Source organism: Haemophilus haemolyticus (genome assembly GCF_001679045.1).
Lineage (GTDB): Bacteria > Pseudomonadota > Gammaproteobacteria > Enterobacterales > Pasteurellaceae > Haemophilus > Haemophilus haemolyticus.
The window spans coordinates 74,896-99,933 of sequence record NZ_LYCK01000015.1; the positions used below are offsets into that span (position 1 = coordinate 74,896).

Annotated in this window: 23 protein-coding genes; 15 read left to right on the plus strand and 8 right to left on the minus strand. The window is 38.7% G+C overall.

Features of this window, described 5'->3' with window-relative positions; genetic code table 11:
* Window positions 1-4 precede the first annotated feature (4 nt).
* Window positions 5-3,901 carry an autotransporter assembly complex protein TamB gene (gene tamB / locus A8M50_RS08640; protein WP_005644168.1) on the plus strand — a complete coding sequence of 1,299 codons (3,897 nt, stop codon included), beginning with the start codon at window positions 5-7 and terminating at the stop codon, window positions 3,899-3,901.
* A gap of 7 nt (window positions 3,902-3,908) precedes the next feature.
* Window positions 3,909-5,438: an exopolyphosphatase gene (gene ppx, locus A8M50_RS08645; RefSeq protein WP_005644099.1), complete on the plus strand. Its 1,530-nt coding sequence runs from the start codon at window positions 3,909-3,911 to the stop codon at window positions 5,436-5,438.
* A 63-nt stretch (window positions 5,439-5,501) separates the two neighbouring features.
* On the opposite strand, the gene A8M50_RS08650 is transcribed toward ppx, so the two are convergent.
* Both A8M50_RS08650 and hel read right to left on the minus strand, forming a co-directional pair.
* A complete protein-coding gene (locus tag A8M50_RS08650) occupies window positions 5,502-6,185 on the minus strand; it encodes an rRNA large subunit pseudouridine synthase E (protein WP_005644063.1) in 684 nt (227 codons plus the stop codon).
* Between the two features lie 176 nt (window positions 6,186-6,361).
* Complete coding sequence (hel, locus tag A8M50_RS08655) at window positions 6,362-7,186, minus strand: lipoprotein e(P4) (RefSeq protein WP_005644142.1); 825 nt, start codon at window positions 7,184-7,186, stop codon at window positions 6,362-6,364.
* A 226-nt stretch (window positions 7,187-7,412) separates the two neighbouring features.
* On the opposite strand from hel, the gene ftsB reads away from it, so the two are divergent.
* Genes ftsB through ispF form a run of 3 tightly spaced genes read left to right on the plus strand, consistent with a single transcriptional unit; the run spans window position 7,413 to window position 8,841 of the window.
* Window positions 7,413-7,691 (plus strand): cell division protein FtsB, encoded by a 279-nt coding sequence (gene ftsB / locus A8M50_RS08660; RefSeq protein ID WP_005627159.1) that lies wholly within the window; start codon window positions 7,413-7,415, stop codon window positions 7,689-7,691.
* A complete protein-coding gene (gene ispD / locus A8M50_RS08665; protein ID WP_005644206.1) occupies window positions 7,691-8,368 on the plus strand; it encodes a 2-C-methyl-D-erythritol 4-phosphate cytidylyltransferase in 678 nt (225 codons plus the stop codon). The genes ftsB and ispD overlap by 1 nt, the downstream gene beginning before the upstream one ends.
* Window positions 8,365-8,841, plus strand: coding sequence for a 2-C-methyl-D-erythritol 2,4-cyclodiphosphate synthase (gene ispF, locus A8M50_RS08670; RefSeq protein ID WP_005644069.1), 477 nt, complete (start codon window positions 8,365-8,367; stop codon window positions 8,839-8,841). The genes ispD and ispF overlap by 4 nt, the downstream gene beginning before the upstream one ends.
* A gap of 521 nt (window positions 8,842-9,362) precedes the next feature.
* On the opposite strand, the gene dtd is transcribed toward ispF, so the two are convergent.
* From dtd to A8M50_RS08685, 3 genes are all read right to left on the minus strand, one after another.
* Window positions 9,363-9,797: a D-aminoacyl-tRNA deacylase gene (gene dtd / locus A8M50_RS08675; protein WP_005644120.1), complete on the minus strand. Its 435-nt coding sequence runs from the start codon at window positions 9,795-9,797 to the stop codon at window positions 9,363-9,365.
* Window positions 9,794-10,234 carry an FMN-binding protein MioC gene (gene mioC, locus A8M50_RS08680; protein ID WP_005644138.1) on the minus strand — a complete coding sequence of 147 codons (441 nt, stop codon included), beginning with the start codon at window positions 10,232-10,234 and terminating at the stop codon, window positions 9,794-9,796. Before mioC ends, dtd begins: the two co-directional genes overlap by 4 nt.
* A 107-nt stretch (window positions 10,235-10,341) precedes the next feature.
* Window positions 10,342-10,560 (minus strand): cell division protein ZapB, encoded by a 219-nt coding sequence (locus A8M50_RS08685; protein WP_005629924.1) that lies wholly within the window; start codon window positions 10,558-10,560, stop codon window positions 10,342-10,344.
* A gap of 160 nt (window positions 10,561-10,720) precedes the next feature.
* Between A8M50_RS08685 and glpX the strand changes: the two genes are divergently transcribed.
* Entirely contained in the window at window positions 10,721-11,734 is a 1,014-nt protein-coding gene (gene glpX / locus A8M50_RS08690; RefSeq protein ID WP_032826460.1) for a class II fructose-bisphosphatase, read from the plus strand.
* A gap of 118 nt (window positions 11,735-11,852) precedes the next feature.
* Here the strand turns inward: glpX and ilvC are convergent, their stop codons facing one another.
* Entirely contained in the window at window positions 11,853-13,331 is a 1,479-nt protein-coding gene (gene ilvC / locus A8M50_RS08695; protein WP_005644201.1) for a ketol-acid reductoisomerase, read from the minus strand.
* Window positions 13,332-13,870: 539 nt separating this feature from the next.
* On the opposite strand from ilvC, the gene ilvY reads away from it, so the two are divergent.
* From ilvY to glpE, 3 genes are read left to right on the plus strand one after another with little or no spacing between them, the layout of a single operon-like run.
* Entirely contained in the window at window positions 13,871-14,749 is an 879-nt protein-coding gene (ilvY, locus tag A8M50_RS08700) for an HTH-type transcriptional activator IlvY (protein ID WP_032826458.1), read from the plus strand.
* Between the two features lie 31 nt (window positions 14,750-14,780).
* On the plus strand, window positions 14,781-15,659 hold the full coding sequence (gene rarD / locus A8M50_RS08705) for an EamA family transporter RarD (RefSeq protein WP_005644103.1): 879 nt from the start codon (window positions 14,781-14,783) through the stop codon (window positions 15,657-15,659).
* Entirely contained in the window at window positions 15,660-15,977 is a 318-nt protein-coding gene (glpE, locus tag A8M50_RS08710; protein WP_005644184.1) for a thiosulfate sulfurtransferase GlpE, read from the plus strand.
* A gap of 70 nt (window positions 15,978-16,047) precedes the next feature.
* On the opposite strand, the gene A8M50_RS08715 is transcribed toward glpE, so the two are convergent.
* Window positions 16,048-18,801 carry a YadA-like family protein gene (locus A8M50_RS08715; protein ID WP_005644239.1) on the minus strand — a complete coding sequence of 918 codons (2,754 nt, stop codon included), beginning with the start codon at window positions 18,799-18,801 and terminating at the stop codon, window positions 16,048-16,050.
* A 173-nt stretch (window positions 18,802-18,974) separates the two neighbouring features.
* Between A8M50_RS08715 and A8M50_RS08720 the strand changes: the two genes are divergently transcribed.
* The 6 genes from A8M50_RS08720 (at window position 18,975) to A8M50_RS08745 (ending at window position 24,256) form a co-directional block, all read left to right on the plus strand.
* On the plus strand, window positions 18,975-20,891 hold the full coding sequence (locus A8M50_RS08720; protein ID WP_005644034.1) for an ABC transporter ATP-binding protein: 1,917 nt from the start codon (window positions 18,975-18,977) through the stop codon (window positions 20,889-20,891).
* Between the two features lie 9 nt (window positions 20,892-20,900).
* A complete protein-coding gene (locus A8M50_RS08725; protein WP_005644128.1) occupies window positions 20,901-21,437 on the plus strand; it encodes a DNA topoisomerase family protein in 537 nt (178 codons plus the stop codon).
* A gap of 15 nt (window positions 21,438-21,452) precedes the next feature.
* Window positions 21,453-22,004, plus strand: a complete 552-nt coding sequence (tsaC, locus tag A8M50_RS08730; protein WP_005644101.1) for an L-threonylcarbamoyladenylate synthase type 1 TsaC — start codon at window positions 21,453-21,455, stop codon at window positions 22,002-22,004.
* 3 nt (window positions 22,005-22,007) lie between these two features.
* The gene (gene aroE / locus A8M50_RS08735; RefSeq protein WP_005644140.1) at window positions 22,008-22,814 is read left to right on the plus strand and encodes a shikimate dehydrogenase; all 807 of its coding nucleotides are present in this window, start codon (window positions 22,008-22,010) and stop codon (window positions 22,812-22,814) included.
* Window positions 22,815-22,825: 11 nt separating this feature from the next.
* Window positions 22,826-23,578, plus strand: coding sequence for a DUF3800 domain-containing protein (locus A8M50_RS08740; RefSeq protein ID WP_005644144.1), 753 nt, complete (start codon window positions 22,826-22,828; stop codon window positions 23,576-23,578).
* Between the two features lie 114 nt (window positions 23,579-23,692).
* Complete coding sequence (locus tag A8M50_RS08745; RefSeq protein ID WP_005644124.1) at window positions 23,693-24,256, plus strand: DNA-3-methyladenine glycosylase I; 564 nt, start codon at window positions 23,693-23,695, stop codon at window positions 24,254-24,256.
* Here the strand turns inward: A8M50_RS08745 and A8M50_RS08750 are convergent.
* Entirely contained in the window at window positions 24,253-25,017 is a 765-nt protein-coding gene (locus tag A8M50_RS08750) for a glycosyltransferase family 2 protein (protein WP_005644036.1), read from the minus strand. The genes A8M50_RS08745 and A8M50_RS08750 overlap by 4 nt on opposite strands.
* Window positions 25,018-25,038 lie beyond the last annotated feature (21 nt).

Below are 25,038 nucleotides of genomic sequence, written 5' to 3' on the forward strand. Positions count from 1 at the left end.
ATTTATGACAGAACAACTACAACCATCAGAAACTTCACCAAAATCACCTGAGCAACCTAATAAAAAACACTGGGTACGCAAGGCTGTTTGTATCGGAAGTGCGGTCATTTTGGTGCCCGTTTTAGGTGTTGTCGGTGCACTTTCTTTCGATGCGGGGCAAAGAGGTTTAATTCAACTTGCCGATAAAATGCTCGATAGTTTTTCCGTTGAGCAAATTGAAGGCGGATTACAAAATGGCTTAGTGCTGAGTAATGTTCGTTATCAAACCGCAGGGATTGATACTCATATAGCACAAGCACGTTTACAGCTTGATTTCGGTTGTTTGCTTTCACGTGAGGTTTGTTTACGCGATTTCACCCTAAATAAACCGACGATTGCGATTAATACAGCATTACTGCCTCCATCTACGTCTGATGATTCAAAGTCTGGCCCGATGAAACGCATTTCCTTGCCAATTGATATCAATGCAGAAAATTTGGTAGTGCAAGATTTATCCGTAAATGTTGATCAGACTCATCTTACTCTCAGTCATTTTAAAAGTGCGGTAAGTTTAAATAATGAAAAAGGCTTAACTCTTGCGCCGACTGAAATTAACGATATTTCAGTTATTTCAAAAAAATTGCCTGAAGTTAAATCAGAGCCGCAAGCCAAGCAGCCGAATAAGCCAGTAGATTGGGATGCGGTTGAGCAATCTTTAACGCCTGCTTTTTTAGGCAATGTATCAGAAATAATTCTTCCTTTTGATTTACACATTCCCGCGATTAAAGGCAAAAACTGGCGTTATCAAGCGGTGAATGAAAGAGGTGAAACACTTCAATCTATTGAAATCCCAAGCCTGATTGCACAGGCGGATACCGTCGATAACCAACTTCAATTACAAAAATTAGCGGTAGAAAGCTCGTTGGGTAATCTTTATTCGCAAGGTAAATTACAACTTGATGGCGATATGCCACTAGATTTAACTTTAGAATCCCATTTGGAGCCGTTGAAATCCGATGGAAAAGAAATTCTGCCAGCGAGCGATGTCGATCTTACACTTTCGGGATCATTGAAAAAATCCACCGCACTTTCTTTAAAAACAAAAGGCGTATTAGATGCTGAACTGAATGGCGAAGTGCAATTAGCACAAGACAAAATGCCCTTAAACCTCACATTAAATGTGGTAAAAGGACAATACGCTTTTGTAAACACAATGGCGCCACTTAAAATTAATGATGTGACTCTTAAGCTCACGGGGGATTTACTGAATTACCATGCTGAACTTAAGGGTGGCGTAGATGGAATGGATTATATTCCCGCATCTAAAGTGGACCTTAATGCCGATGGCAAACTTTATGAAGTAACTGTCAATAAATTGGGGATAACTTCGTTAGACGGTAAAAGTGAATTTGCGGGGGCTGTAAGCTGGAAAGAGGGTGCAAACTGGGATGTACAAGCCGATTTAGAAAAAATGAATATCGGTTTTTATGTACCTGTTATGCCTGCAACACTATCTGGTAAATTGTATTCGCGTGGTTTTGCCGGCTCTCAAGGCTGGCAAGTTGAAGTGCCAGTAGCCGATTTAAATGGAACACTGTCTTCAAACCCCATCAGTTTAAAAGGCTCCGCAACACTTAATCAAAATGTACTTCTAACAGTACCTGATTTGCAGGTGAGATATGGTGAAAATCATCTTAACGCAAGAGGGGTATTAGATGACCATTCTGATTTTGTATTAGATGTCGATGCACCGAATTTGCGTGGTTTATGGTCTGATTTAAGTGGCAATGTGAAAGGGCATGCGGCTATTTCTGGTCAGTTTACCACTCCAAACCTTGATCTTGATTTAACCTCGTCTAATTTACACTTGCAAGGTTTCCAATTATCTAAAGCGAGCGCGAAAGGGAATATCAAAAGCGATCCTTTAGCTAAAGGGCAATTCAATATTAAGGCTGAGCAACTTCATTATGGTGAAAGTGTTAAACTCCGTTTACTTGATCTCGCCTTATCTGGCGATGAACAAAATCATCTGTTAACGCTTAAATCCCAAGGTGAGCCTGTTGCTGCAAATTTACAAATTAACGGTCATTTTGACCGCACTTTGGAGATGTGGAAAGGCACACTTTCCCAAGTAAAATTCGATACACCTATTGGCGATGTAAAATCCAACCAAGCTATTGCGGTGTCTTACGATCACAAACAAACACAAGCCAATATTGCCGCACATTGTTGGCAAAATACAGATGTAGAGTTATGTTTTCCACAATCTTTCAATGTGGGCAAGCAAGGGAATATTCCTTTCCAATTTAAACGTGTTAATTTGGATTTAGTGAATAAACTTATTGAACAAGATAGCCTCAAAGGAAACTTGCAGGCACAAGGTAATGTTGCTTGGTTTACGGATAAACCATTCCAATTTAGCGCAAAAGTAGATGGCAATCACTTAGCTTTCTCTCAAAAATTGGATTACCGTACGTTTAAATTGGATATTCCAAAATTAACCCTTAACGCCGACATTCAAAATAACAATTTGGTTTTAAAAACAGACATTAATGTGCATAACCAAGGCAGAATTGTTGGCGATATTCATTTAAATGACCTGGCTAAAAATCGTCAACTTGGCGGAACTCTTGCGATAGAACGATTAAACTTGTCGATCGCAAATCAGCTACTTACTAGCGGTGAATCAGTGAATGGTGAGGTAGTCTCGAAGTTGAGTTTCGGCGGGAATTTAGAGAAACCATTATTAAATGGCGACTTCAATATTCGTAATATTCGTACCAAATTAAAATCTATGCCAGTCAATATTACTGATGGCGATATTGCCGTACATTTCCACGGTAATAATTCCACCTTACAGGGAAAAATTGAAACTAGCGATAGTCGTTTAAATTTAACTGGCCGAGCAAACTGGGCGAATATTGAACATTGGACAACAGAATTAAACGCTCAGGCAAATAATTTCAACGTGGATATTCCTTCTATGGCGAAACTACGTTTCAGTCCAAATATCACAGTAAAAGCGAATCCTAAAGAATTGAATTTAAGCGGAACGGTGGATATTCCTTGGGCTCGAATTAGAATTGATAGCTTACCAGACACTGCTGAGCCAGTGAGCGAAGATGAAGTTATTTTAAATGGCCCTCATAAGAGCAAAGAAGAACTGATTAGACGTGAATTTGCGGCAAAAACAAAATCAGGCATGGATATTCGCTCTGATTTACGTATCAATATTGGTAAAGACGTTAGCCTTGATGCCTATGGCTTGAAAACCAATCTTGACGGTTTACTTTCTGTGAAACAAGATAAAGGCAATTTAGGTTTATTCGGGCAAATTAATTTAACCAAAGGTCGCTATGCATCTTTTGGACAAGATTTATTAATTCGAAAAGGACAAATTAACTTTTCAGGCCAACCGTCACAACCGATGTTAAACATTGAAGCGATTCGCAATCCAGAAGCAATGGAAGACAGCAAAATTACTGCTGGTGTTAGAGTAATAGGTACAGCTGATAGACCTGATGTCACCATCTTTAGCGAACCAAGCAAACCACAAGATCAAGCACTTTCCTATTTATTAACAGGTCGTTCATTAGAAAATAGTGGTGAGGCTGGATCTAGTGGATCCGTGGGGGCTGCATTACTTGGCCTAGGGCTTTCAAAGAGCGGTAAATTAGTGGGAAGTATCGGCGAGGCTTTTGGTATCCAAGATTTAAATCTTGGCACATCGGGTGTGGGTGATAAATCCAAAGTGACCGTCAGTGGAAATCTCACCAACCGCTTACAAATAAAATATGGTGTAGGTTTATTTGATGGCTTGGCAGAAGTAACCTTACGTTACCGCTTAATGCCACAACTTTATTTTCAATCCATTTCTAGTACAAACCAGGTGTTTGACTTACTTTATCAATTTGAATTTTAGGAATTTTATGAATCACCCTATTTTAGAACCCCAGCACCGCAGCGATGTACGTGAAATTGCGGCGATTGATCTCGGGTCAAACAGCTTCCACATGATTGTGGCACGCATTGTGAACGGCTCAATCCAAGTACTTTCTCGCTTAAAACAAAAAGTTAAACTCGCGGAAGGCTTAGATGAAAATGCGGTGCTTAATCAAGAGGCCATTACGCGTGGTGTAAATTGCTTAGCCTTATTTGCCGAACGTTTACAAGGATTTCCTATTGAAAATGTCAATGTAGTTGGCACTTATACGTTACGAAGAGCGGTGAATAATGACGAATTTTTACGTCAAGCAGCCAAAGTTTTCCCCTATCCCATTAATATTATTAGTGGGCAAACGGAAGCTAAAACCATCTACGCAGGCGTATGCCATACGCAACCAGAAAAAGGTCGTAAGCTCGTTGTGGATATTGGTGGTGGCTCGACAGAAATGATTATCGGTGATGATTTCACGCCGCTTGTGGCTGAAAGCCGTCACATGGGGTGTGTAAGTTTTGCGACTCAATTTTTTACCGATGGTGTCATTTCTCCAGAAAACTTTCAACGAGCGAGCCAAAGTGCGGTCAATAAAATCGAAGATTTAGGATTTGAATATCGCAAATTAGGTTGGCAATCTGTGCTCGGCTCATCAGGTACGATTAAAACTGTAGCGCAAGTCATTGCGACTAATCTTGATCCAAATGGAACCATTACAGCCGAGCGATTAAATGCTTTAATTGAGCAAACGCTACAAGCTAAACATTTTACCGAGCTAAATATTAATGGGTTAAACCAAGACCGTGTGGATGTTTTTGTACCCGGTTTAGCAATTTTAAGTGCGGTGTTTGAAGTTTTTCATATTCAACAAATGCGCTATTCTGACGGAGCATTGCGCGAAGGCGTCATTTATAGCCTAGAGAAAAATTTCCAAGTAGCAGATATTCGAGCGCGCACAGCTTGGGGGTTAAGCGAACAATTTAATATTGACCAAGCCCAAGCTCACCGCGTTGCCGATAGTGCTAATTTACTCAGTGCACAATATAAAGATTGGCAATCGACAGAATTTATTGAAGAAATGCGCGAAATCCTGCTTTGGGCAGCGCGCTTGCATGAAGTAGGCATTGTGATTAATCACAAAGGTTTACAAAAACATTCGGCGTATATTTTACAAAATATGGAACTACCAGGGTTTGATCGTGAACAGCAACGTTTGCTTACCGCGTTAGTGCGTTGGCATATTGGCACAATTAAACCTGCTGAATTTTTTAAATTTGCACGTTATAGCGAGCAAGATGTGATGGCTTTAATGCGATTGCTTCGTCTTGCAGTTATTCTCAATAAATCCCGTCAAGCAACAGAAACAGCAAAAAATTTCACCCTTGAAATGCACCGCACTTTGAATGATTGGACATTGAATTTTGAAAGCGGATACTTAGACCGTAACCCGTTAATTTGGAATGAATTGCGAGCAGAAAGTAATCTTCTGAAAGAGTTTGAAAGCAGTTTAGTTTTTTATTAATCATCTTTCTGCTCAATGTTTGTGAGCGAAAAATTTAGGGCAAGCTAAATACTTGCCCTATTTTTATAATTTAACGGTCTGAAATAACGCTTTTATTTCATCCAATGATAATAATCTAAATGAGCCATTTGCTAATCCATTAATAGATAATGAGCCCATACTTACTCTCACCAATCGTAAGGTGGGGAAACCAATATGCGCAGTCATTCTTCGCACTTGACGGTTACGTCCTTCACTAATCTTAATTTCTAACCAGCTTGTGGGAATATTTTTCCGTTCTCGGATAGGTGGATTGCGTTGCCATAAATTTGGCTCTGAAATTAACCGCACTTTAGCGGGTTTAGTCATGCCATCTTTGAGTTCTACACCTTTTCTGAGTTGTACTAAATCGCTTTCTTCAGGGATGCTTTCCACTTGCACCCAATAGGTTTTTTCTGTTTTAAATTTGGGATCGGCCAAACGATGTTGTAATTCACCATTATTGGTTAAAATCAGTAATCCTTCACTGTCCCTATCTAATCGACCTGCTGCATAAACATTTGGAATTGAGATAAAATCTTTTAAGGTAGCACGCCCTTGTTCGTCGGTAAATTGCGTGAGTACATCAAAAGGTTTATTGAATAACATAACCTTGGTTTCATCCAACGACAGCGTTTTAGGTTTTGATTTAGGCTTAAAAGTGCGGTGAAAATTAACTGCACTTTTTCCTTTAGACGGCAATTTTCCTGCCGAAAAATTTTTCTTCATTGAATTTGATTTCTACTTTGAACGATTTGCAACATCATAGCAAAACTTCAAGCTGTAGTAATGATGATTACTTGAGTTAATCTAAAAAACTAAAAAGGCTAAGCCAGTAAAAACTGAGCTTAGCCCCCAAACTAAATTTTTAGAATCGATATTTAAATCGATTTTTTAATGGAAAATTATTTACCATCCCAAGCTTGTACCGCATCTAAACGAGCTTTGATTTTGCCTTGTGTATCTTTTTTGAAATATCCATCAGCTAAGCCGCCTTCCCAGCCACCGTAGTTTGCGTTAGGTAACATGATGAAAGTTTTACCAAATTTGCCTTGGTTTTGATCAACGAATGCACGGCGGTCTGCGTTTAATTTGCCATATACGGTATCGCCGAAGTCATCTAAGTTATCGCCTACATAAAGTACGATTTCATAGCCTTGTTTTTCAATTTCTGCAAAACGAGCTGCTTTAGCTGATTTGTCTTTTTTCAAATAAAATGCAGATTCTTCCACGCCATTGAAACCTAAGCGTTTCATATCATCAATAGTGCCTGCTTTTTCAGAGCTATCTTTGCGGTTTGTTACGTAGAACATTTTACCTTTGTGGCTGTTTACGTAATTGTTAAATTCTACCGCCCCTGGAACTGCACGAGATTGACGCGCGTCTACCCAACGAGTCCAATCTTTACCATCAAATGGTTTGTTATTTTGAACTTGCCAGCCAGCATAAGGGCTGTTATCTAACATGGTTTCATCTAAATCAACCACAACCGCTTTTTTCTTACCTTTTGCTACTTTTGCGTGATCAAATGCTACTTTTGCCGCATTGTATGCTTGATAAGCTAATGCTTTATATTCACCGGAATCTTGCATCCAGTTTAAGCCAAGAACAGCTTGTTGTTGTAATTGCATATTTGCGTGTTCTTCTGACTTCATTTTGTGTACGCCACAGCCAGATAAAACAAGAGCAGAAAGTGCTGCAAGTGTGGTCATTTTTAAAGTTGTTTTCATGTTATATTCCTTTTAACTTTAGGGTTAGTAAAAACGGGGAGAGTATAGCAAGCCTTTTTATTTTTTGGGGCGTTTTCTTGGTAATTCTATTAAATTTGTGATGTTCGTCACATTTTTAACGCGAGATTTAGATGTAAAACTTACCGCACTTTCTTTTTTTATCCTATCGCCTTTCCCCCCTTTTCACGGTAAACTAACCGCAATTTTATTCATCACCAACATTTTTATGCGACTTCTTATTCTCATTCTTTTTGCCGTATTAGCTTTGTTTCAATATGACTTATGGTTTGGCCGTAATGGTTTCTTCGATTACCGCGACACTGCCGCAAAGATTGTAGAAAACCAAGCGGAAAATGAAAAACTGTCTCAGCGCAACCAGCGTATTAATGCGGAGATTCAAGGTCTAACTAAAGGCTTTGAGGCCATTGAAGAACGTGCGCGAATGCAGCATGGCATGGTAAAAGAAAACGAAGTGTTTTATCACATTGTGAAAGAGAATAAATAATGGCTCGTTCAATTATTGCGGTATTGCCAGCAGCTGGTGTGGGCTCTCGAATGCAAGCAGATAAACCGAAACAATATTTAACGCTACTTGGCAAAACACTGCTCGAACACACACTTGATGTTATGCTTTCTCATCCTGCCGTATCTAAGATTATTTTGTCGGTGAGCAAAGATGATCCTTATATTGATAAGCTATCACTCGCCCCTAAAATTCAGTTAGTAGAAGGTGGCGCAACACGAGCTGAATCCGTATTAAATGGTTTAAACGCAATTGAGGAAAAAAATGCGTGGGTGCTTGTTCATGATGCTGCTCGTCCTTTTTTACAACACACCGACATTGATAAATTGCTAGCCATTGAAGATGAACATGGTGCTATTTTGGCAATTCCAGCGACGGATACGATTAAACGGGCGGATAATCGGCAATGCATTGTGAAAACAGAAGATCGTCGTCAACTTTGGCAAGCGATGACACCACAGTTTTTCCCAGTAGATATATTAAGAAATGCGCTTTCCACAGGGATTCAACAAGGTGCGAATATAACGGATGAGGCATCGGCAATGGAACTCGCAGGATTTCGACCGCACTTGGTGGCTGGGCGTAGCGATAATTTAAAAGTGACTCGTCCAGAAGATTTAGCTTTAGCAGAATTTTATTTAACAAGGAATAAATTATGATCAGAATTGGACACGGTTTTGATGTTCATGCGTTTGGTGAAAATCGCCCATTAATTATTGGTGGCGTAGACGTGCCTTATCATACCGGGTTTATTGCGCACTCTGATGGTGATGTGGCATTACATGCCTTAACCGATGCAATCTTGGGCGCCGCGGCTCTAGGTGATATTGGAAAGCTTTTCCCTGATACCGATATGCAATATAAAAATGCTGATAGTCGTGGGCTATTGCGTGAAGCATTTCGTCAAGTGCAAGAAAAGGGATATAAAATTGGTAATGTCGATGTCACTATCATTGCACAAGCACCTAAAATGCGTCCACATATTGATGCCATGCGTGCCAAAATAGCTGAAGACCTACAATGCGATATTGAGCAAGTCAATGTGAAAGCAACGACTACTGAAAAACTAGGCTTTACAGGAAGACAAGAAGGAATTGCTTGTGAAGCCGTTGCCCTTTTAATCCGACAATAATTGTTTATTCTTAAAAGTGCGGTGAAATTTTTAAAAGAATTTCACTGCATTTTTATTTTTGTGATCTAGATCACAGTTTTAACCTATGAAAAGGCATACCATATTCTTGTACAGTGAGTTTGTAGCTGATAACACAGACTATAAATGAAAAGATTTAGGCGCAAGAATGGATGTTTGTGCCATTTGGCATTGCGCTGTGCACTTTGCCTATTGGGTTTGGCGGGCTGTTGTCTGACATTCCCGATTGTCCCTAATCAGTGATAATGGCAGTGGGTGATAATTCACCTTTGTTATTAAAGTGGCCATTGGTGAGAGGAAACGTCCATTTATGGACGAGGGAGCAATGGAGGGCTTCAGTTCGCCTTTTTGCTCACCAACCTTGTTGTTAGGTACTATGTTGTTAGTTGACGTTGACTAATGGAATATGTACGTTTAACGCAGATATTCCATTAGTTAAGCTATTTAGCGTTCTTAATTTTCTAAAAGTCTTAAGAATCTTATTACTAAATCAACCGTTATATTTATACATTCAACCAAAATGTAACAGGGCCATCGTTTGTTAAGCTCACTTGCATATCCGCTGCAAATTGCCCAGTTGAAACAGGTAATTTCTCACCGCACTTTTGAATAAAGTATTCATATAATTCATTAGCCAATGCTGGGGGCGCACCTTTTGAAAAGCTTGGACGCAAACCTTTTTGTGTATCTGCCGCTAATGTAAATTGTGAAACAATAAGTAATTCCCCTTTTGCTTGTTGAACATTTAAGTTCATTTTGTCATTTTCATCACTGAAAATTCGATAATTAAGCACTTTTTCAGCAAGTTTATCCGCTTTCTCTTGATTATCTGCTTTTTCTACACCAAGCAAAACCAGTAAACCTTTGCCAATTTTCCCGATTGTTTCACCGTTTACATCAACTTTTGCTTGGGTGACACGCTGGATTAAGGCGATCATTTTAATCCCTCAACAAAATTCGGTAACCATACTTCGGCATAGCCTTCTTGATCATCCACGTTTAGCACGTCAATTTTTAAAGTCTCGCAAATTTTTACCGCACTTTTTTCTTCAAGCGCTTGTTCCACTTTATCCGCAGCATAGCAAAAAGTATCATAATCAGAATTACCTAATCCAACGACCGCAAAGCGAACATCTGAAAAATCGCTTTGATTTTTAGCTAATTCATCAAATAGAGGTTTTAAATTATCTGGCAACTCACCTGCACCATGAGTTGAAGTCACAACAAGCCAAATTTTTTCATTTTCGATGTCGGATAAACTTGGTCCGTGAAAAAGAGCGGCGGAAAAACCTTGAGTTTCTAAAACATCGTTTAAATGTTCGGCAATATATTCTGCACCACCTAAAGTGCTGCCAGAGAGAATGCAAATGTGCATTTGATTATCCTGTATTTATTTTTATTCCCTAACATAGGGAAAAGTAAAAAATATTTTTGAAATGATGAAAATAAAAAGGCTTAGATTTTCTAAGCCTTTTATTATGATTAAACGTTATCGAATTTGCCAAGCAATGAACGGATATGTTCTTGCCAGTTGCGGTGTTCGTTTTTCAGTTGTTCATTTTCAGTTTGTAAACTTTCGATATTTCTGTGAGATTCTGCGTTTTTCTCTTTTAATTCTTCAACTTCTAATTGAAGTAATTGGATAGTTTCTACCGCCTGTTTAATTTTTTCTTCAAGCTGGTTTAAAATTTCTAAAGACATAATGATTTCCTTTTAAATATGGGTAAGTTTGAGAGTATTTTACCCAGTAAATTTGCCTTTTTAAAGCGTTGTAGAAAAAATTATTATGCAAACGATTACGCAGTGATAAAATAACGTCATTTTGCCATGATCTAGAAAAGTAAGCAGAAGGAGAATAATGATGAATCGTGCATTGGCTATTGAATTTTCACGAGTGACTGAGGCAGCTGCGTTAGCGGCTCATATGTGGCTGGGTCGAGGGGATAAAAATGCAGCTGACGATGCAGCAGTGAAAGCCATGCGTTATATGCTGAACTTAATTCATATGGATGCTGAAATCGTGATTGGTGAAGGGGAAATTGATGAAGCGCCGATGCTTTATATTGGTGAAAAAGTCGGTTCTGGCATGGGAGAATTGGTCTCTATCGCTGTTGATCCTATTGATGGCACGCGTATGACTGCTATGGGTCAGTCTAATGCTATTTCTGTCTTGGCTGCTGGCGGCAGAAATACCTTTTTAAAAGCACCAGATATGTATATGGAAAAATTGGTGGTTGGTCCCGATGTTAAAGGCATGATTGATTTAACTTTACCACTAGAACAAAATCTTCGCCGTGTCGCATCTAAGCTAGGAAAATCCCTTTCTGATCTCACCGTAATGGTATTAGCAAAACCACGCCATGATGCGGTAATTAAACAAATGCATAACTTGGGCGTGAGAGTGATGGCGATCCCTGATGGTGATGTGGCAGGTTCCGTATTGTGCTGTTTACCTGATGCCGAAGTCGATCTTCTTTACGGAATCGGTGGCGCACCAGAAGGTGTGGCTGCTGCAGCGGCAATTCGTGCATTAGGTGGCGATATGCAAGCTCGTTTGCTTCCTCGTAACGAAGTAAAAGGTGATACGGAAGAAAATAAAAAAATTGCTGCCGATGAAATTCAGCGTTGTGAAGCATTAGGCGTAAAAATCAATGAAGTGTTAAAACTTGAAGATCTTGTGCGTGATGACAACCTTGTATTTACCGCAACAGGTATCACAAATGGCGATTTGCTTAAAGGTATCTCTAGAAAGGGCAATTTAGCCAGCACTGAAACAATTTTAATTCGTGGAAAATCTCGCACAATTCGTAAAATCCAATCCATCCATTATCTAGATCGTAAAGATTCTGAAATTTATAAGATTTTGAATATTTAGTTGGAACAAACAAAAATACGGAAAAATTTTACCGCACTTTTGGTTTAAAAATTGATTAAAAATAAAAAAACCGACTTTGCATTCACAAAGTCGGTTTTTAATTTTGCTTAATTCAGTATTAACCCGCAACTGCGATACGTTTCATATCCGTCATATAGCCACGTAATTCTTGACCGATTAATTCAACAGGGTGGTTACGAATTGCATCGTTTACATCGCGCAAGGTGATGTTATCGATTTCCACTGCTGGAGTTGGCTCGCCCAAGTCACCTTTTTGAAGGTTAGGGATAATTTCTTTTGCAAGAATTGGGGTCGCTACGTTAGAGAATAAGTAGTTACCATATTCTGCAGTATCAGAAATTACCACGTTCATTTCGTATAAGCGTTTACGTGCGATGGTGTTCGCAATTAATGGTAATTCGTGAAGTGATTCGTAGTAAGCTGATTCTTCATAAATACCGCTTGAAACCATTGCTTCAAAAGCTAATTCTACGCCAGCTTTCACCATTGCGATCATTAATACGCCGTTATCAAAGTATTCTTGTTCGCTAATTTTGCCATCATATTTTGGTGCATTTTCAAAGGCGGTTTTACCTGTTGCTTCACGCCATGCGAATAAGTCTTTATCACCATTTGCCCAGTCAGCCATCATTGTTGCAGAGAAGTGACCGCTGATGATGTCATCCATGTGTTTGTAATATAAGAAACCAAGGCTTTCTTTGATTTGTTCAGCTAGTTCAAATGCACGTAATTTTGCACTGTTTGATAGGCGATCCATCATTAATGTGATACCACCTTGTTTTAATGCTTCGGTAATCGTTTCCCAACCGTATTGGATTAATTTACCTGCGTATGCTGGATCTTTACCATCTGCCACTAATTTGTCATAACACACGATAGAACCTGCTTGTAACATACCGCAAAGGATAGTTTGCTCACCCATTAAGTCAGATTTTACTTCTGCAACGAATGAAGACTCTAAAACACCCGCTTTATGACCGCCTGTTGCAGCAGCCCATGCTTTTGCAATCGCCATGCCTTCGCCTTTCGGGTCATTTTCAGGGTGAACCGCGATTAATGTTGGCACACCGAAACCACGTTTGTATTCTTCACGTACTTCAGTACCAGGACATTTTGGCGCAACCATCACAACCGTAATGTCTTTACGAATTTCTTCGCCAACTTCAACAATGTTGAAACCGTGTGAATAACCAAATGCAGAGTCTTTTTTCATTAAAGGCATCACATCAGCAACGACTTTAGAGTGTTGTTTGTCTGGTGTTAAGTTTACGACTAAATCTGCAGTTGGAATTAATTCTTCATAAGTACCTACTTTAAAACCATTTTCAGTTGCGCGTTGGAATGATGCACGTTTTTCTGCAATCGCTTCAGGGCGCAAGGCATAGCTAATATCTAAGCCAGAATCACGCATATTCAAACCTTGGTTTAAACCTTGTGCACCACAGCCCACGATAACGATTTTTTTGCCTTTTAAGAAGTTTGCTTCATCTGCAAATTCCTCGCGATCCATAAAACGACAACGACCTAATTGGTCTAATTTTTGACGTAAATTTAATGTGTTGAAATAGTTAGCCATTTTGTTGTCCTTAATTGTGTAAGGTGAATAATTGTATGATGTTGTGTTTGCATATTTTTTTGTTGTGGTTTGATTATAGGATTTTTTGTTATTGCGTAAAGTGATATTATGGGAATGTAATGTTGCGATTTGTGCAATAATTGGAGCTTTTATTAATGAGTTTCTTCGTTTTTTGTACTGCCAAATCTCCCCTACCCCTCTTTGCTAAAGAGGGGATTGTTCTTTACAGAACACAAAGATCAGCGTTTTATCTTTACAGTAATTAACATTAAATATGCTAATGACGGTGATAAATAATATAACGGAATCAGTTATCATCAATTGACTAAAGTTCCCTTTAGATTAAAAACTTGATTCTTTGTTTGATTTTTACGGTAATCCAAATGAAATATGTAGATAAGTAATTATGATATAAAAATATAAATGAGCCAGTTTCTAGTAATTGATTAAATAATTCCCCTCTTTAGCAAAGAGGGGTAGGGGAGATTTGGCAGTACAAAAAAACGAAGAAATTAATTTTTACTATAGATAAAAAAGTTATGGAATTTACCGACCTACAAATATTCATCCACCTTAGTGACACAAAAAACTTCGCCAAAACCGCCACCCAAAACCACATGTCCCCCTCTACGCTTTCCCGTCAAATTCAACGGTTGGAAGACGAGTTAGGGAAGACACTTTTTATCCGTGACAATCGTCAAGTCAAACTTACTGAATATGGTGAGAAATTTTTGCAATTTGCTAAAACAGAATGGCAAAGCTGGCAACAATTTAAACAACAGCTCAAGGATGAATCAGATGAACTTTGCGGTGAAATTAAACTTTTTTGCTCTGTAACCGCATCTTATAGTCATCTTCCGCAGGTACTCAAACAATTTCGCCAGCGTTATCCTAAAGTGGAAATTCAGCTGACGACGGGTGATCCGGCGCTTGCATTAGAGTTAATTCAAACGCAACAAGTCGACCTCGCTATTGCGGGTAAGCCGAATAATCTGCCATCCAGTGTGGCATTCCATAAAATTGATGATATCAGTTTGTCTTTAATTGCTCCGCGCGTGGCTTGTTTGGCGACACAATTACTGCAAGAAAAACCCATTAATTGGCAGCAAATGCCTTTTATTTTCCCTGTTGAAGGGCATGCTCGGCAACGGATTGAACAATGGCTACGGGAGAAACATATTAAACATCCGAAAATTTATGCTACCGTTGCGGGGCATGAAGGGATTGTTCCCATGGTGGGATTGGGGTTCGGATTAGCGATGTTGCCTGATGCGGTGATTGACAATAGCCCAATGAATAATCAAATTTCCAGACTTAATCTCGATAAGCCTATTGAACCTTTTGAATTGGTTATTTGTACCCAAAAAAGGAATCTCGAACAGCCCTTAATCCGTGCATTTTGGGCGATGTTAGAATAGAATGATTAGCTGTTTAGAATAAGGATTTCTTATGTTTAAAGGTGTTCTCGTTTCATTACTTGCCTCATTTCTATTTGGTTATATGTATTATTTTTCTACGTTGTTGAAACCTTTGAGTGGCACGGATATTTTCGGTTATCGGATGATTTTTACGTTTCCCTTTGTTGTCCTTTCCGTGTTTATGTTTAAGCAGAAAAATGCGTTGATTCATCGCTTAAAACTCATCAAAAAACAACCGCACTTGGCATTGCCCTATCTTTTTTGCGGCTTATTGATGGGTTTTCAAATGTGGCTTTTTCTTTGGGCGCCGAATAATGGCAGTTCGTTGAGCGTGTCTTTTGGTTATTTGCTTTTGCCAATTGTGATGGTGGCAGCTGGTCACTTAATTTTTAAAGAACGCATTTCAACGTTCAAATTTATTGCAGTCGTGATTGCCGCATTGGGTGTGATTTCTAATATCGTGCTAAAAGGTGGGCTTTCTTGGGAAGCTATTGTGATTTGTGTCGGTTATACCACCTATTTTTCCGTTCGAAAAGCATTAAAAAATAGTGATCTCGCCTCTTTTTGTTTAGAGATGTTGAGTCTAATCCCAATTAGCATTTATTTTGCGTTACAAACAGATTTCGCTGTGGTCGAACAAAGTAATCCTAATATTTGGGGGCTGCTTGTGTTGCTTGGATTAATTAGTGGCACGGCATTGATAGCTTATGTGATTGCCAGCAACATGTTACCAATGAATTTACTTGGACTACTTGGCTATGTGGAAACCATTATGATGATTTTCGTATCGTTTTTTATCGGTGAACAAATTGACGCCGAAAGTTACCCGCTTTTTATTTGTTTAGTGCTCGCTATGATTCTTGTTGTGATTGATGGTGTGTACAAACAGCACGCAAAAGGAAGTTTATAAATGTCATTTAAAGAAATTACGCCACAACAAGCGTGGGAAATGGTTCAGCAAGGGGCGGTGTTAGCCGATATTCGCGATGATGTCCGCTTTACCAATTCACATCCTAAAGGTGCTTTTCATTTAACGAATCAAAGTTTTTTGCAATTTGAAGAGTTAGTAGATTTTGATTCCCCTATCATTGTGAGTTGCTATCATGGCGTGAGCAGTAAAAATGTAGCGACCTTTCTAGTGGAGCAAGGCTATGAAAATGTGTTTAGTATTATTGGTGGATTTGATGGCTGGTGTCGAGCAGAATTACCAATTGATACGGCTTATTAAGGTGTTTTAAATAAAGTTGATTTGATAAAAAAAGTGCGGTGAAATTTCACCGCACTTGTTGTTTCTTAGCTTACCATTCGTAGCCTACGCCAACGGAGCTCACCACATCGCCTTGTGTATTTGTGCTTCCGCTTAAACGGAATAACACTTTACCGTTGTCACTTGAGCGGCTATATCCCACTGCGATAGCATTTTGTCCTTTGAAGTTTCCTGCGCCCGCAGAGACCATCGATTTACCATTACCTCGCACTTGTGGTAATCCAGCTATTGCAGCAGAACCAGCAATCCCAGCTTTCAGCATTTTATTATGTTGGGTAACTTTTTGATTAATAGCCTCGACAACAGAATAAAGTTGAGAGCCGTTAATCGCATCCGTTGATGTACTGGTAATACGACCTGCTGCAACGTGCGTAATTTGACGCTCTTTACCTTCTGCACCTACGCTGACAGTTGATGTTGGATTTGTACCAGCAAATTTATAAGTTGTGCCTTGAATAGTGATGCTTTCTACTGGCATTGGCTTACTTGGCGCAGATTCGTTACCTAATACTACAGCACCATCAAACCCTGCATCAACAGTGACATTATTGCCTAATACCATCACATTATGTGATGCAACTTTATTCTCCGCACCAATCGCTACAGAATTATTACCCGTCACCTCATTTTTGGTGCCGATAGCAATTGAGTTTGTACCACTCGCAAAGGATTCTTTCCCTGCAGCAATTGAGTTTTCACCAGTCTTACCTAAGAGACTAGTGAGTTTTTCCTCCAATTTTTTTAATTCTTTTTCTTTTTCTGCTCGCTCTTTTTCAAGCTTTTCTTTTTCTGCTTGTTTTTCTGTAAGTTCTTCTTGTGTTTGTCTTAACTCCTCTGAATTATTTGAATCAGACGATTCTAATTCTTTAATTTTATCTGTGAGATCAGCTATTTCTTGTTTTTTCTTCTCAAATTTTATTTTAGCTTCATCTGAGGCTTTTTGGGCGTCTTCATATTCTTTTGTTACCCCTTCAACGACTTCATTATAAGGACCATAAAGTTTTAACTTTTTAGCCCAGTCAGTTAATTCTGTTGCTGTTTTTTTAGCATATTTATTCCATAAATCTTTAGTGGATTCTTTAAATTTAAATTCAATATTTTCGTAATAATTTTCACGCTTGTGTATCTCTTTAGCTATTTCACGAGCAAGAAGTTCTCTTTTTTTAGAATTTTCTGTAGTTGGGGATTTGATTTCTTTATTTCGAGCATCAAGAAAATCTGATATTTTTTTTGCAAACCCTTCAACAACGTCAAGTTGTTTAAGAAAATCATCTTTATCAAAAAGCCACTTATCCTCAGGTGCATTGCGATCGATTAGGTTATAGAAGTGATTGTAAAATCTATTTACCCATTTATTTAATCTCTCTGCCTGCTCCTCTTTAATGGCAGCGCCTTCTCCGCTATTGAAGATATCATCGAAAAATTTTGACGTTTTATAATAATAGAATAAAGGTTTGGTTGTATCTTCAACCTTATGGGGTGTACGTATATTTCCTTCACCCGTATGCTCGAAGATAGAATCTTTATCTTGCTCTTTATCTTTATCCTCAACCTCGTATCCACTAGCACCGATATTATAATTATAGGCACCATATACATGGTCAGTTAACAAAAAATCACTGTGATTTACTTGATCCTTATTATCTTGATTATTTTTTAATGGTGGAAGATAAAATACTAGGTTTGCCACATTATTAGGTTTATCAAAATTATTATCTGATTTTTTTAGGTTATAACTTTTATTTAAGTCGCTTACTATATTCTCCTCATCTATTATTTTTAGTAAAGTAGAATATTGTACATAACGTTTTTGTTTGTCAGATGAAAAGAAACTGTTTGTCATTTTATTTGGTATTGTTTCTTCTTTTGGGAGAGTGGTAGGAACTACCGAATTTACTTTTTCTAGTAAATCTGGAACAATTCCCACATCGGGATTAGCGTATATACCTAGATCCCTTGCTGTACCAAAGTTAAGTAAATATTTTTGATTTCTAGATTCAATAATTTTTTGTATCTTTGTTTTGTTAGCATCAAATAATGTCCCAGCATTTATATATCCATTAATAACGCCTTCATATTTATCTATACCCCATTTTTTAAGCGTTTCAGAGTAATTAGGGTAAGCCTTTTCAACTTCTTTTTTTAAATCTTCTGCTAGTTTTTGACGTCCAGTTGTTCCCTCTGAAGAATCTGTAAGTTTAGTGAAATCAAGTTTTTTAATTTGTTCTCTAAAAGTTATCCAGACCAACTTGTCGCCTGAATTGATTGATGTCAAGATGGAACCTAGTTTGTTTTGGGCTTCATCAAACTCTTTTTTTAAATCATCTAATTCTTTATTTTTGTTATTTAAATCTTTATTTAGTGAATCTATTTTGTTTGTTTTATCATTATTATGCTTTGAGATTAACTCTTCTAATTTTTTGATTTTTTTGCTTAGTTCTGTTTCAGTTTTATTGTTAGCTTCAATTTTTATATTTATTTTGGAAAGATCATCGTTCGCCATACCCTTATCGGCAAACGTTTGCTTTTCTTTTTCAAGAATAGCCTTAAATTCTTCACGAGAAATATTGCCACCAGTTGCAACAGAATCATTACCTTGTGCTAAACCATATTTAGCGGTTACAGCATTGTTATAGCCAGTTGCAACGCCATGATCTCCGGTGACAATATTCCCTTCACCCGTTGTGGATGGGGCAGAATAGGCAAGGTTAGAAGATAAAGGCAATGTAAAGAGTAATAAGGCTACTGAACTTTTTGCAGTAGTCAAAGCAGTACGTTTTTTCAAAATATCCCCCAGGATGATAATGTTAGGTTACATGTATAATTGGTTCGAGATTATATATTTTTTTTAAATTAAAATATCGATAGAATTATCTGTTTTGTGATCTTGCTTGTGTTTTTTTTTATATTTTGAGTAGAATGTAACCAAATAGATGTAAATTAAGATGTATTTAAACAATGATTGTATTTAGTAATCTGTCCTTAAAACGAGGGCAAACGGAACTGCTCGAAAATGCTTCTGCTACGATTAATCCCAAGCAAAAAGTCGGCTTGGTGGGGAAGAATGGTTGTGGAAAATCTTCGCTTTTTGCCTTATTAAAAAAAGAATTAACGCCAGAGGGCGGAGAGGTAAATTACCCATCAAATTGGCGGGTATCTTGGGTGAATCAAGAAACGCCCGCATTGGATATTTCTGCTATTGATTATGTAATTCAAGGGGATCGTGAATATTGCCGTTTGCAACAAGAGCTTGATCATGCAAATGAACGCAATGACGGTAACGCTATTGCGCGTATTCATGGGCAATTAGAAATGTTGGATGCGTGGACAATTCAATCTCGTGCTGCTTCTTTATTGCATGGTTTAGGATTTAGCCAAGAAGAAATAACTCAGCCAGTGAAAGCCTTTTCGGGTGGTTGGCGGATGCGTTTGAATTTGGCGCAAGCTCTGCTTTGTCCATCGGATTTATTATTACTGGATGAACCGACCAACCATTTGGATTTGGATGCGGTTATTTGGTTGGAACGTTGGCTAGTGCAATATCAAGGCACCTTGGTATTAATTTCTCACGACCGTGATTTTCTCGATCCGATTGTGACAAAAATCCTTCATATCGAAAATCAAAAGCTCAACGAATACACGGGCGATTATTCTTCCTTTGAAGTGCAACGGGCAACCAAGCTGGCACAACAAACAGCCATGTATCGTCAGCAACAACAAAAGATTTCCCATTTACAAAAATATATTGATCGTTTTAAAGCTAAAGCGACCAAATCTAAACAGGCGCAAAGCCGTATGAAAGCCTTAGAGCGCATGGAACTGATCGCACCTGCTTACGTGGATAATCCTTTTACCTTTGAATTTCGTCCGCCACAATCTTTGCCGAATCCGTTAGTAATGATTGAGCAGGCGAGTGCGGGCTATGGTAGTGGAGAAAGTGCGGTAGAAATTTTAGGTAAAATTAAACTGAATTTGGTGCCAGGTTCGAGCATTGGTTTACTCGGTAAAAATGGTGCGGGAAAATCAACTTTGATTAAACTTTTAGCGGGAGAACTGACCGCACTTTCAGGCATAGTGCAGTTGGCAAAAGGTGTTCAACTTGGCTATTTTGCCCAGCATCAATTAGATACTTTGCGCGCAGACGAATCTGCCCTGTGGCATATGCAAAAACTCGCTCCCGAGCAAACAGAGCAACAGGTTCGAGATTATTTGGGCAGTTTTGCGTTCCACGGCGATAAAGTAAATCAAGCAGTGAAATCTTTTTCTGGTGGTGAAAAAGCTCGTTTAGTGTTGGCTTTGATTGTTTGGCAACGCCCGAATTTGTTACTACTTGATGAGCCGACTAACCATTTGGATTTGGATATGCGTCAAGCATTAACCGAAGCGCTGGTGGATTACGAAGGTTCTTTGGTGGTGGTGTCTCATGATCGTCATTTATTACGCAATACCGTAGAAGAATTTTATTTAGTTCACGATAAAAAAGTGGAAGAATTCAAAGGCGATTTAGAAGACTATCAAAAATGGCTGAGTGAACAAAACAGCACGCCTGAAAATAAAGTCTCAGAAAAAGTTGGCGATAATGAAAATTCGGTTCAAAATCGTAAGGAACAAAAACGCCGTGAAGCAGAGTTACGCCAACAAACTGCGCCATTACGTAAAAAAATCATGCAATTAGAAGAAAAAATGAATAAATTTTCTTCTGAGCTTACGAGCATAGAAAATCACCTGGCAGATGCTGAATTATATAATGCCGAAAATAAAGAAAAATTGACCGCACTTTTGACACAACAAGTGGATGTGAAGAAAGCATTGGATGATGTAGAAATGGAATGGATGACTGCTCAGGAAGAATTGGAAGAAATGCTTCAAGCATAAGGACAGATTATGAATCAAAGCCTTTTTCATCATAGCAAACAACAGGAGTATTGCCCTCAATGTGGTGCGCCTTTGCAAATTAAACAAGGCAAAAAAGGACTGTTTTTAGGTTGCTCAGCTTATCCTGAATGTGATTATTTGCGTCCTTTGCAACGGGCGGAACATAAAGTATTAAAAACACTTGATGAAATTTGCCCGAAGTGCGGTAATTTATTGCAGTTGAAACAAGGCAGTTTTGGGATGTTTATTGGTTGTAGCCATTATCCTGAATGCGATTTTGTGGTGCGGGAAGAATCTGAATCTGAGGAAAAAATTACGTGTCCTGAATGTAAAACGGGGCATTTGATTTCTCGTCGGGGTCGTCAAGGAAAAATTTTTTACGGCTGTGATAATTTCCCTAAATGTAAATTTTCTTTGCCTGCTAAGCCTTATGCCGTGTCTTGCCCAACGTGCCATTTCCCACTTTCTTTATTAAAAAGTGAAGATGGGGAAAAACAAATTTTTCAGTGTGCAAATAAAACTTGTCGTCATATTTTTGAGCAATAAAAGTAAAAGAGTGAAATGAATAGAGAACAAATTGCCGAGGCCCTTCGACAAAATCAAGTGGTTGCGTATCCCACTGAAGCTGTATTTGGCTTGGGCTGTAATCCGCAAAGTGAAAGTGCGGTAAAAAAATTACTCGATTTAAAGCAACGTCCAGTGGAAAAAGGATTGATTTTAGTGGCACCTAGCTTGGATTTTTTCCGTCCTTTTGTTGATTTTGAGCAGATTAATGATGAGCAGCTTTCTCGCCTGCAAGGTAAATATGAACGCCCAACTACTTGGATTGTTCCCGCAAAATCAACAACCCCGCATTTTCTCACAGGAAAATTTGATAGCATCGCGGTACGTTTGTGCGATCACCCTTCCGTAAAAGCCTTATGTGAACTCACGGGTTTTGCATTAACTTCGACCAGCGCCAATCTGACTGGTGAGCCACCTTGTCGCACCGCCGATGAAGTGCGGTCACAATTCGGTGCAGATTTTCCTGTATTGGATGAAATGGTAGGCGGGGCGCATAATCCATCCGAAATTCGAGACTTGCGTACAAATCAACTTTTTAGACAGGGATAATTTATGGATCTTTATGCTGTGTGGGGCAATCCGATTGAGCAAAGTAAATCGCCATTAATTCAAAGTCAGTTAGCTGCGCAAACGCATCAAACCATAGAGTACATCGCCAAATTAGGCGATCTTGATGCTTTTGAACAACAGCTTTTGGCATTTTTCGAGGATGGTGCGAAAGGTTGCAATATTACTTCGCCTTTTAAAGAACGAGCTTATCAGCTGGCAGACGAATATAGCCAACGAGCAAAATTGGCGGAAGCCTGTAATACTCTCAAAAAACTTGATGATGGAAAACTTTATGCGGATAACACTGATGGGATTGGCTTAGTGACGGATTTAGCTCGTTTAAATTGGCTTCGTCCAAATCAGCGCGTATTAATCTTGGGGGCGGGCGGAGCAACAAAAGGCGTATTATTGCCACTTTTACAAGCTCAACAAAATATTGTCCTTGCCAACCGCACTTTTTCGAAAGCAAAAGAATTATCTGAAAGATTTCAGCCTTACGGTAATATTCAAGCTGTCTCTATGGATTCGATTCCACTACAAACTTATGATGTAGTGATTAATGCAACTTCCGCTGGATTAAGTGGTGGAACGGCTCCAGTTGATGCTGAAACTTTAAAATTGGGTTCAGCTTTTTATGATATGCAATATGCGAAAGGCGCAGACACGCCATTTATCGCATTATGCAAAAGTTTAGGTTTAACCAATGTCAGCGATGGTTTTGGTATGTTGGTCGCGCAAGCGGCTCATTCATTCCATTTGTGGCGTGGGGTGATGCCAGATTTTGTCGCGGTTTATGAGCAATTAAAATAAGGTAATTGACAATGAAAAGTAAATACAGCGACTTTATGGTGTATGTCGATGAAAGTGGAGACCATAGTTTACAGTCAATCGACAAAAACTACCCTGTGTTTGTGCTTGCATTCTGTATTTTTTATAAAAATCATTATAGAAATAATATTGTTCCACAGATACAGAAGCTAAAATTTGATTATTTTGGTCATGATATGGTGATATTGCATGAGCATGAAATCCGTAAAGAAAAAGGCGATTTTAATATTTTTACTTCTCGTGAACAGCGTGAAGGTTTTATGGAACGTATTTCATCTATTATTGAAAATACTAATTTTATTCTTGCTGCCTGTGCGATTGATAAGCGAAAAATGCCACAAAATGAAACAACACACCCTTATCATTTTTCACTCAAACATTGCTTAGAAACCCTATACGAATTTGTTTGTGAAAAGCATCAAGAAGATAAAATCACTTTTGTTGCCGTGGAAAGCCGTGGACGTAATGAGGATAGAGAGTTAGAGCTGGAATTTTTACGTATTTGTGACGGACAAAATAAATTCAAAAAGCCTTTGCCTTTTCAAGTAAAGATTGTGCCAAAGCAGATTAATTCTGTAGGACTACAGGTGGCTGATTTGGTAGCAAGACCTATCGGAAGATATATTTTAGATAGTAACCAGCCAAATCGAGCCTTTGAGATTCTTAAAAAGAAATTTTATTGTGAAGGTGGAAGAAAAATACTGGGGGAAAATTTTGATCAAAAAGGGCTTAAACATTTTCCTTAGTCCTAAAAAGCGAAAAGCCTCAATGAAACTCACTGAAGCTATGACGCCGACCAAGCACCCTCGATCCACTTGGCTCGGAATATATCAAAACATTTTATTTTGTCAAGTTTTAATATGCAACAAATAACCAGATGCCCTTGGGTTGGCGAACAACCTATTTATATTGATTATCATGACAAGGAATGGGGAAAGCCTGAATTCGACAGCCAAAAGCTATTTGAAAAAATTTGTTTGGAAGGGCAGCAAGCGGGGCTTTCGTGGATTACGGTTTTGAAAAAACGTGAATCTTACCGTGAGGCTTTTCATCAATTTGATCCGAAAAAAATCGCAAAAATGACCGCACTTGATATTGATGCTTGTATGAAAAATGCAGGATTAATTCGCCATCGAGCCAAGTTAGAGGCCATTGTCAAAAATGCGAAAGCTTATTTGGAGATGGAAAAGTGCGGTGAAAATTTCAGTGATTTTGTTTGGTCATTTGTAAATCATAAACCGATCGTCAATGATGTGCCTGATTTGCGATATGTGCCGGCTAAACCGGAAATATCTAGAGCTCTTTCTAAAGCCTTAAAAAAACGTGGTTTCGTCTTTGTTGGCGAAACCACGTGCTATGCGTTTATGCAGTCTATGGGGCTGGTGGACGATCATTTAAATGATTGTCCTTGCAAAACTCGCTAGTATTTATGCTGATCGCGCTCCCATAAATCGGCGTATTTTACAAAGGTTGAATGTGCCGATAACACCGCTAATAAAAATCCTTGTTTGCCATCTAAAAAACCCGCTTTTAACAAATACATCTTCACAAAACAACCGAGCGCATGCGTGATTCCTTGCCAAAGTGTGGCTTTTTTTCCTTTAGCTTGGCGTTGGTCTGCCCATGCTTTGGCATAATCTGCGGATTTCACTAGATAATGATGAATGCTTTTATAAGTGAAATGCTCTAAATCACCTGTCAATTTTTCTACTTTTGTGCCAGCAGGAAATTCCACTTTTTCATGCACAAGTGAATCGTTATATTGCGCATAGTTTGTGCGATAGAGACGAACCACATAATCGGGATACCAGCCTGAATGGCGAATTTCACGTCCAAAGACTTCACTCACTCGTGGAATTTCATAAACGGTATTTTCTCGAGCATTTTTAACCGCACTTAAGATAGCCTGTTGTAGCTTGGGTGTAACGCGTTCGTCTGCATCTAACCAGAGTACATAATCACTGGTTACATATTGTTGGGTTAATTGGCGTTGTTTACCAAAGCCCGGCCACTGGCTATTTTCATAGAATTTCGCTCCATAACTGAGCGCAATTTCTTTGGTGTTATCTGTGCTACCGGAATCTAGAATGATAATTTCATCCACCCAATCTTTTACGGTGTCTAAGCAATTGGCGAGGTCTTGTGCTTCATTTTTTACAATCATCGCAACGCTAATTGTAGGCATATTTTCAATCCTTTTTTTGCT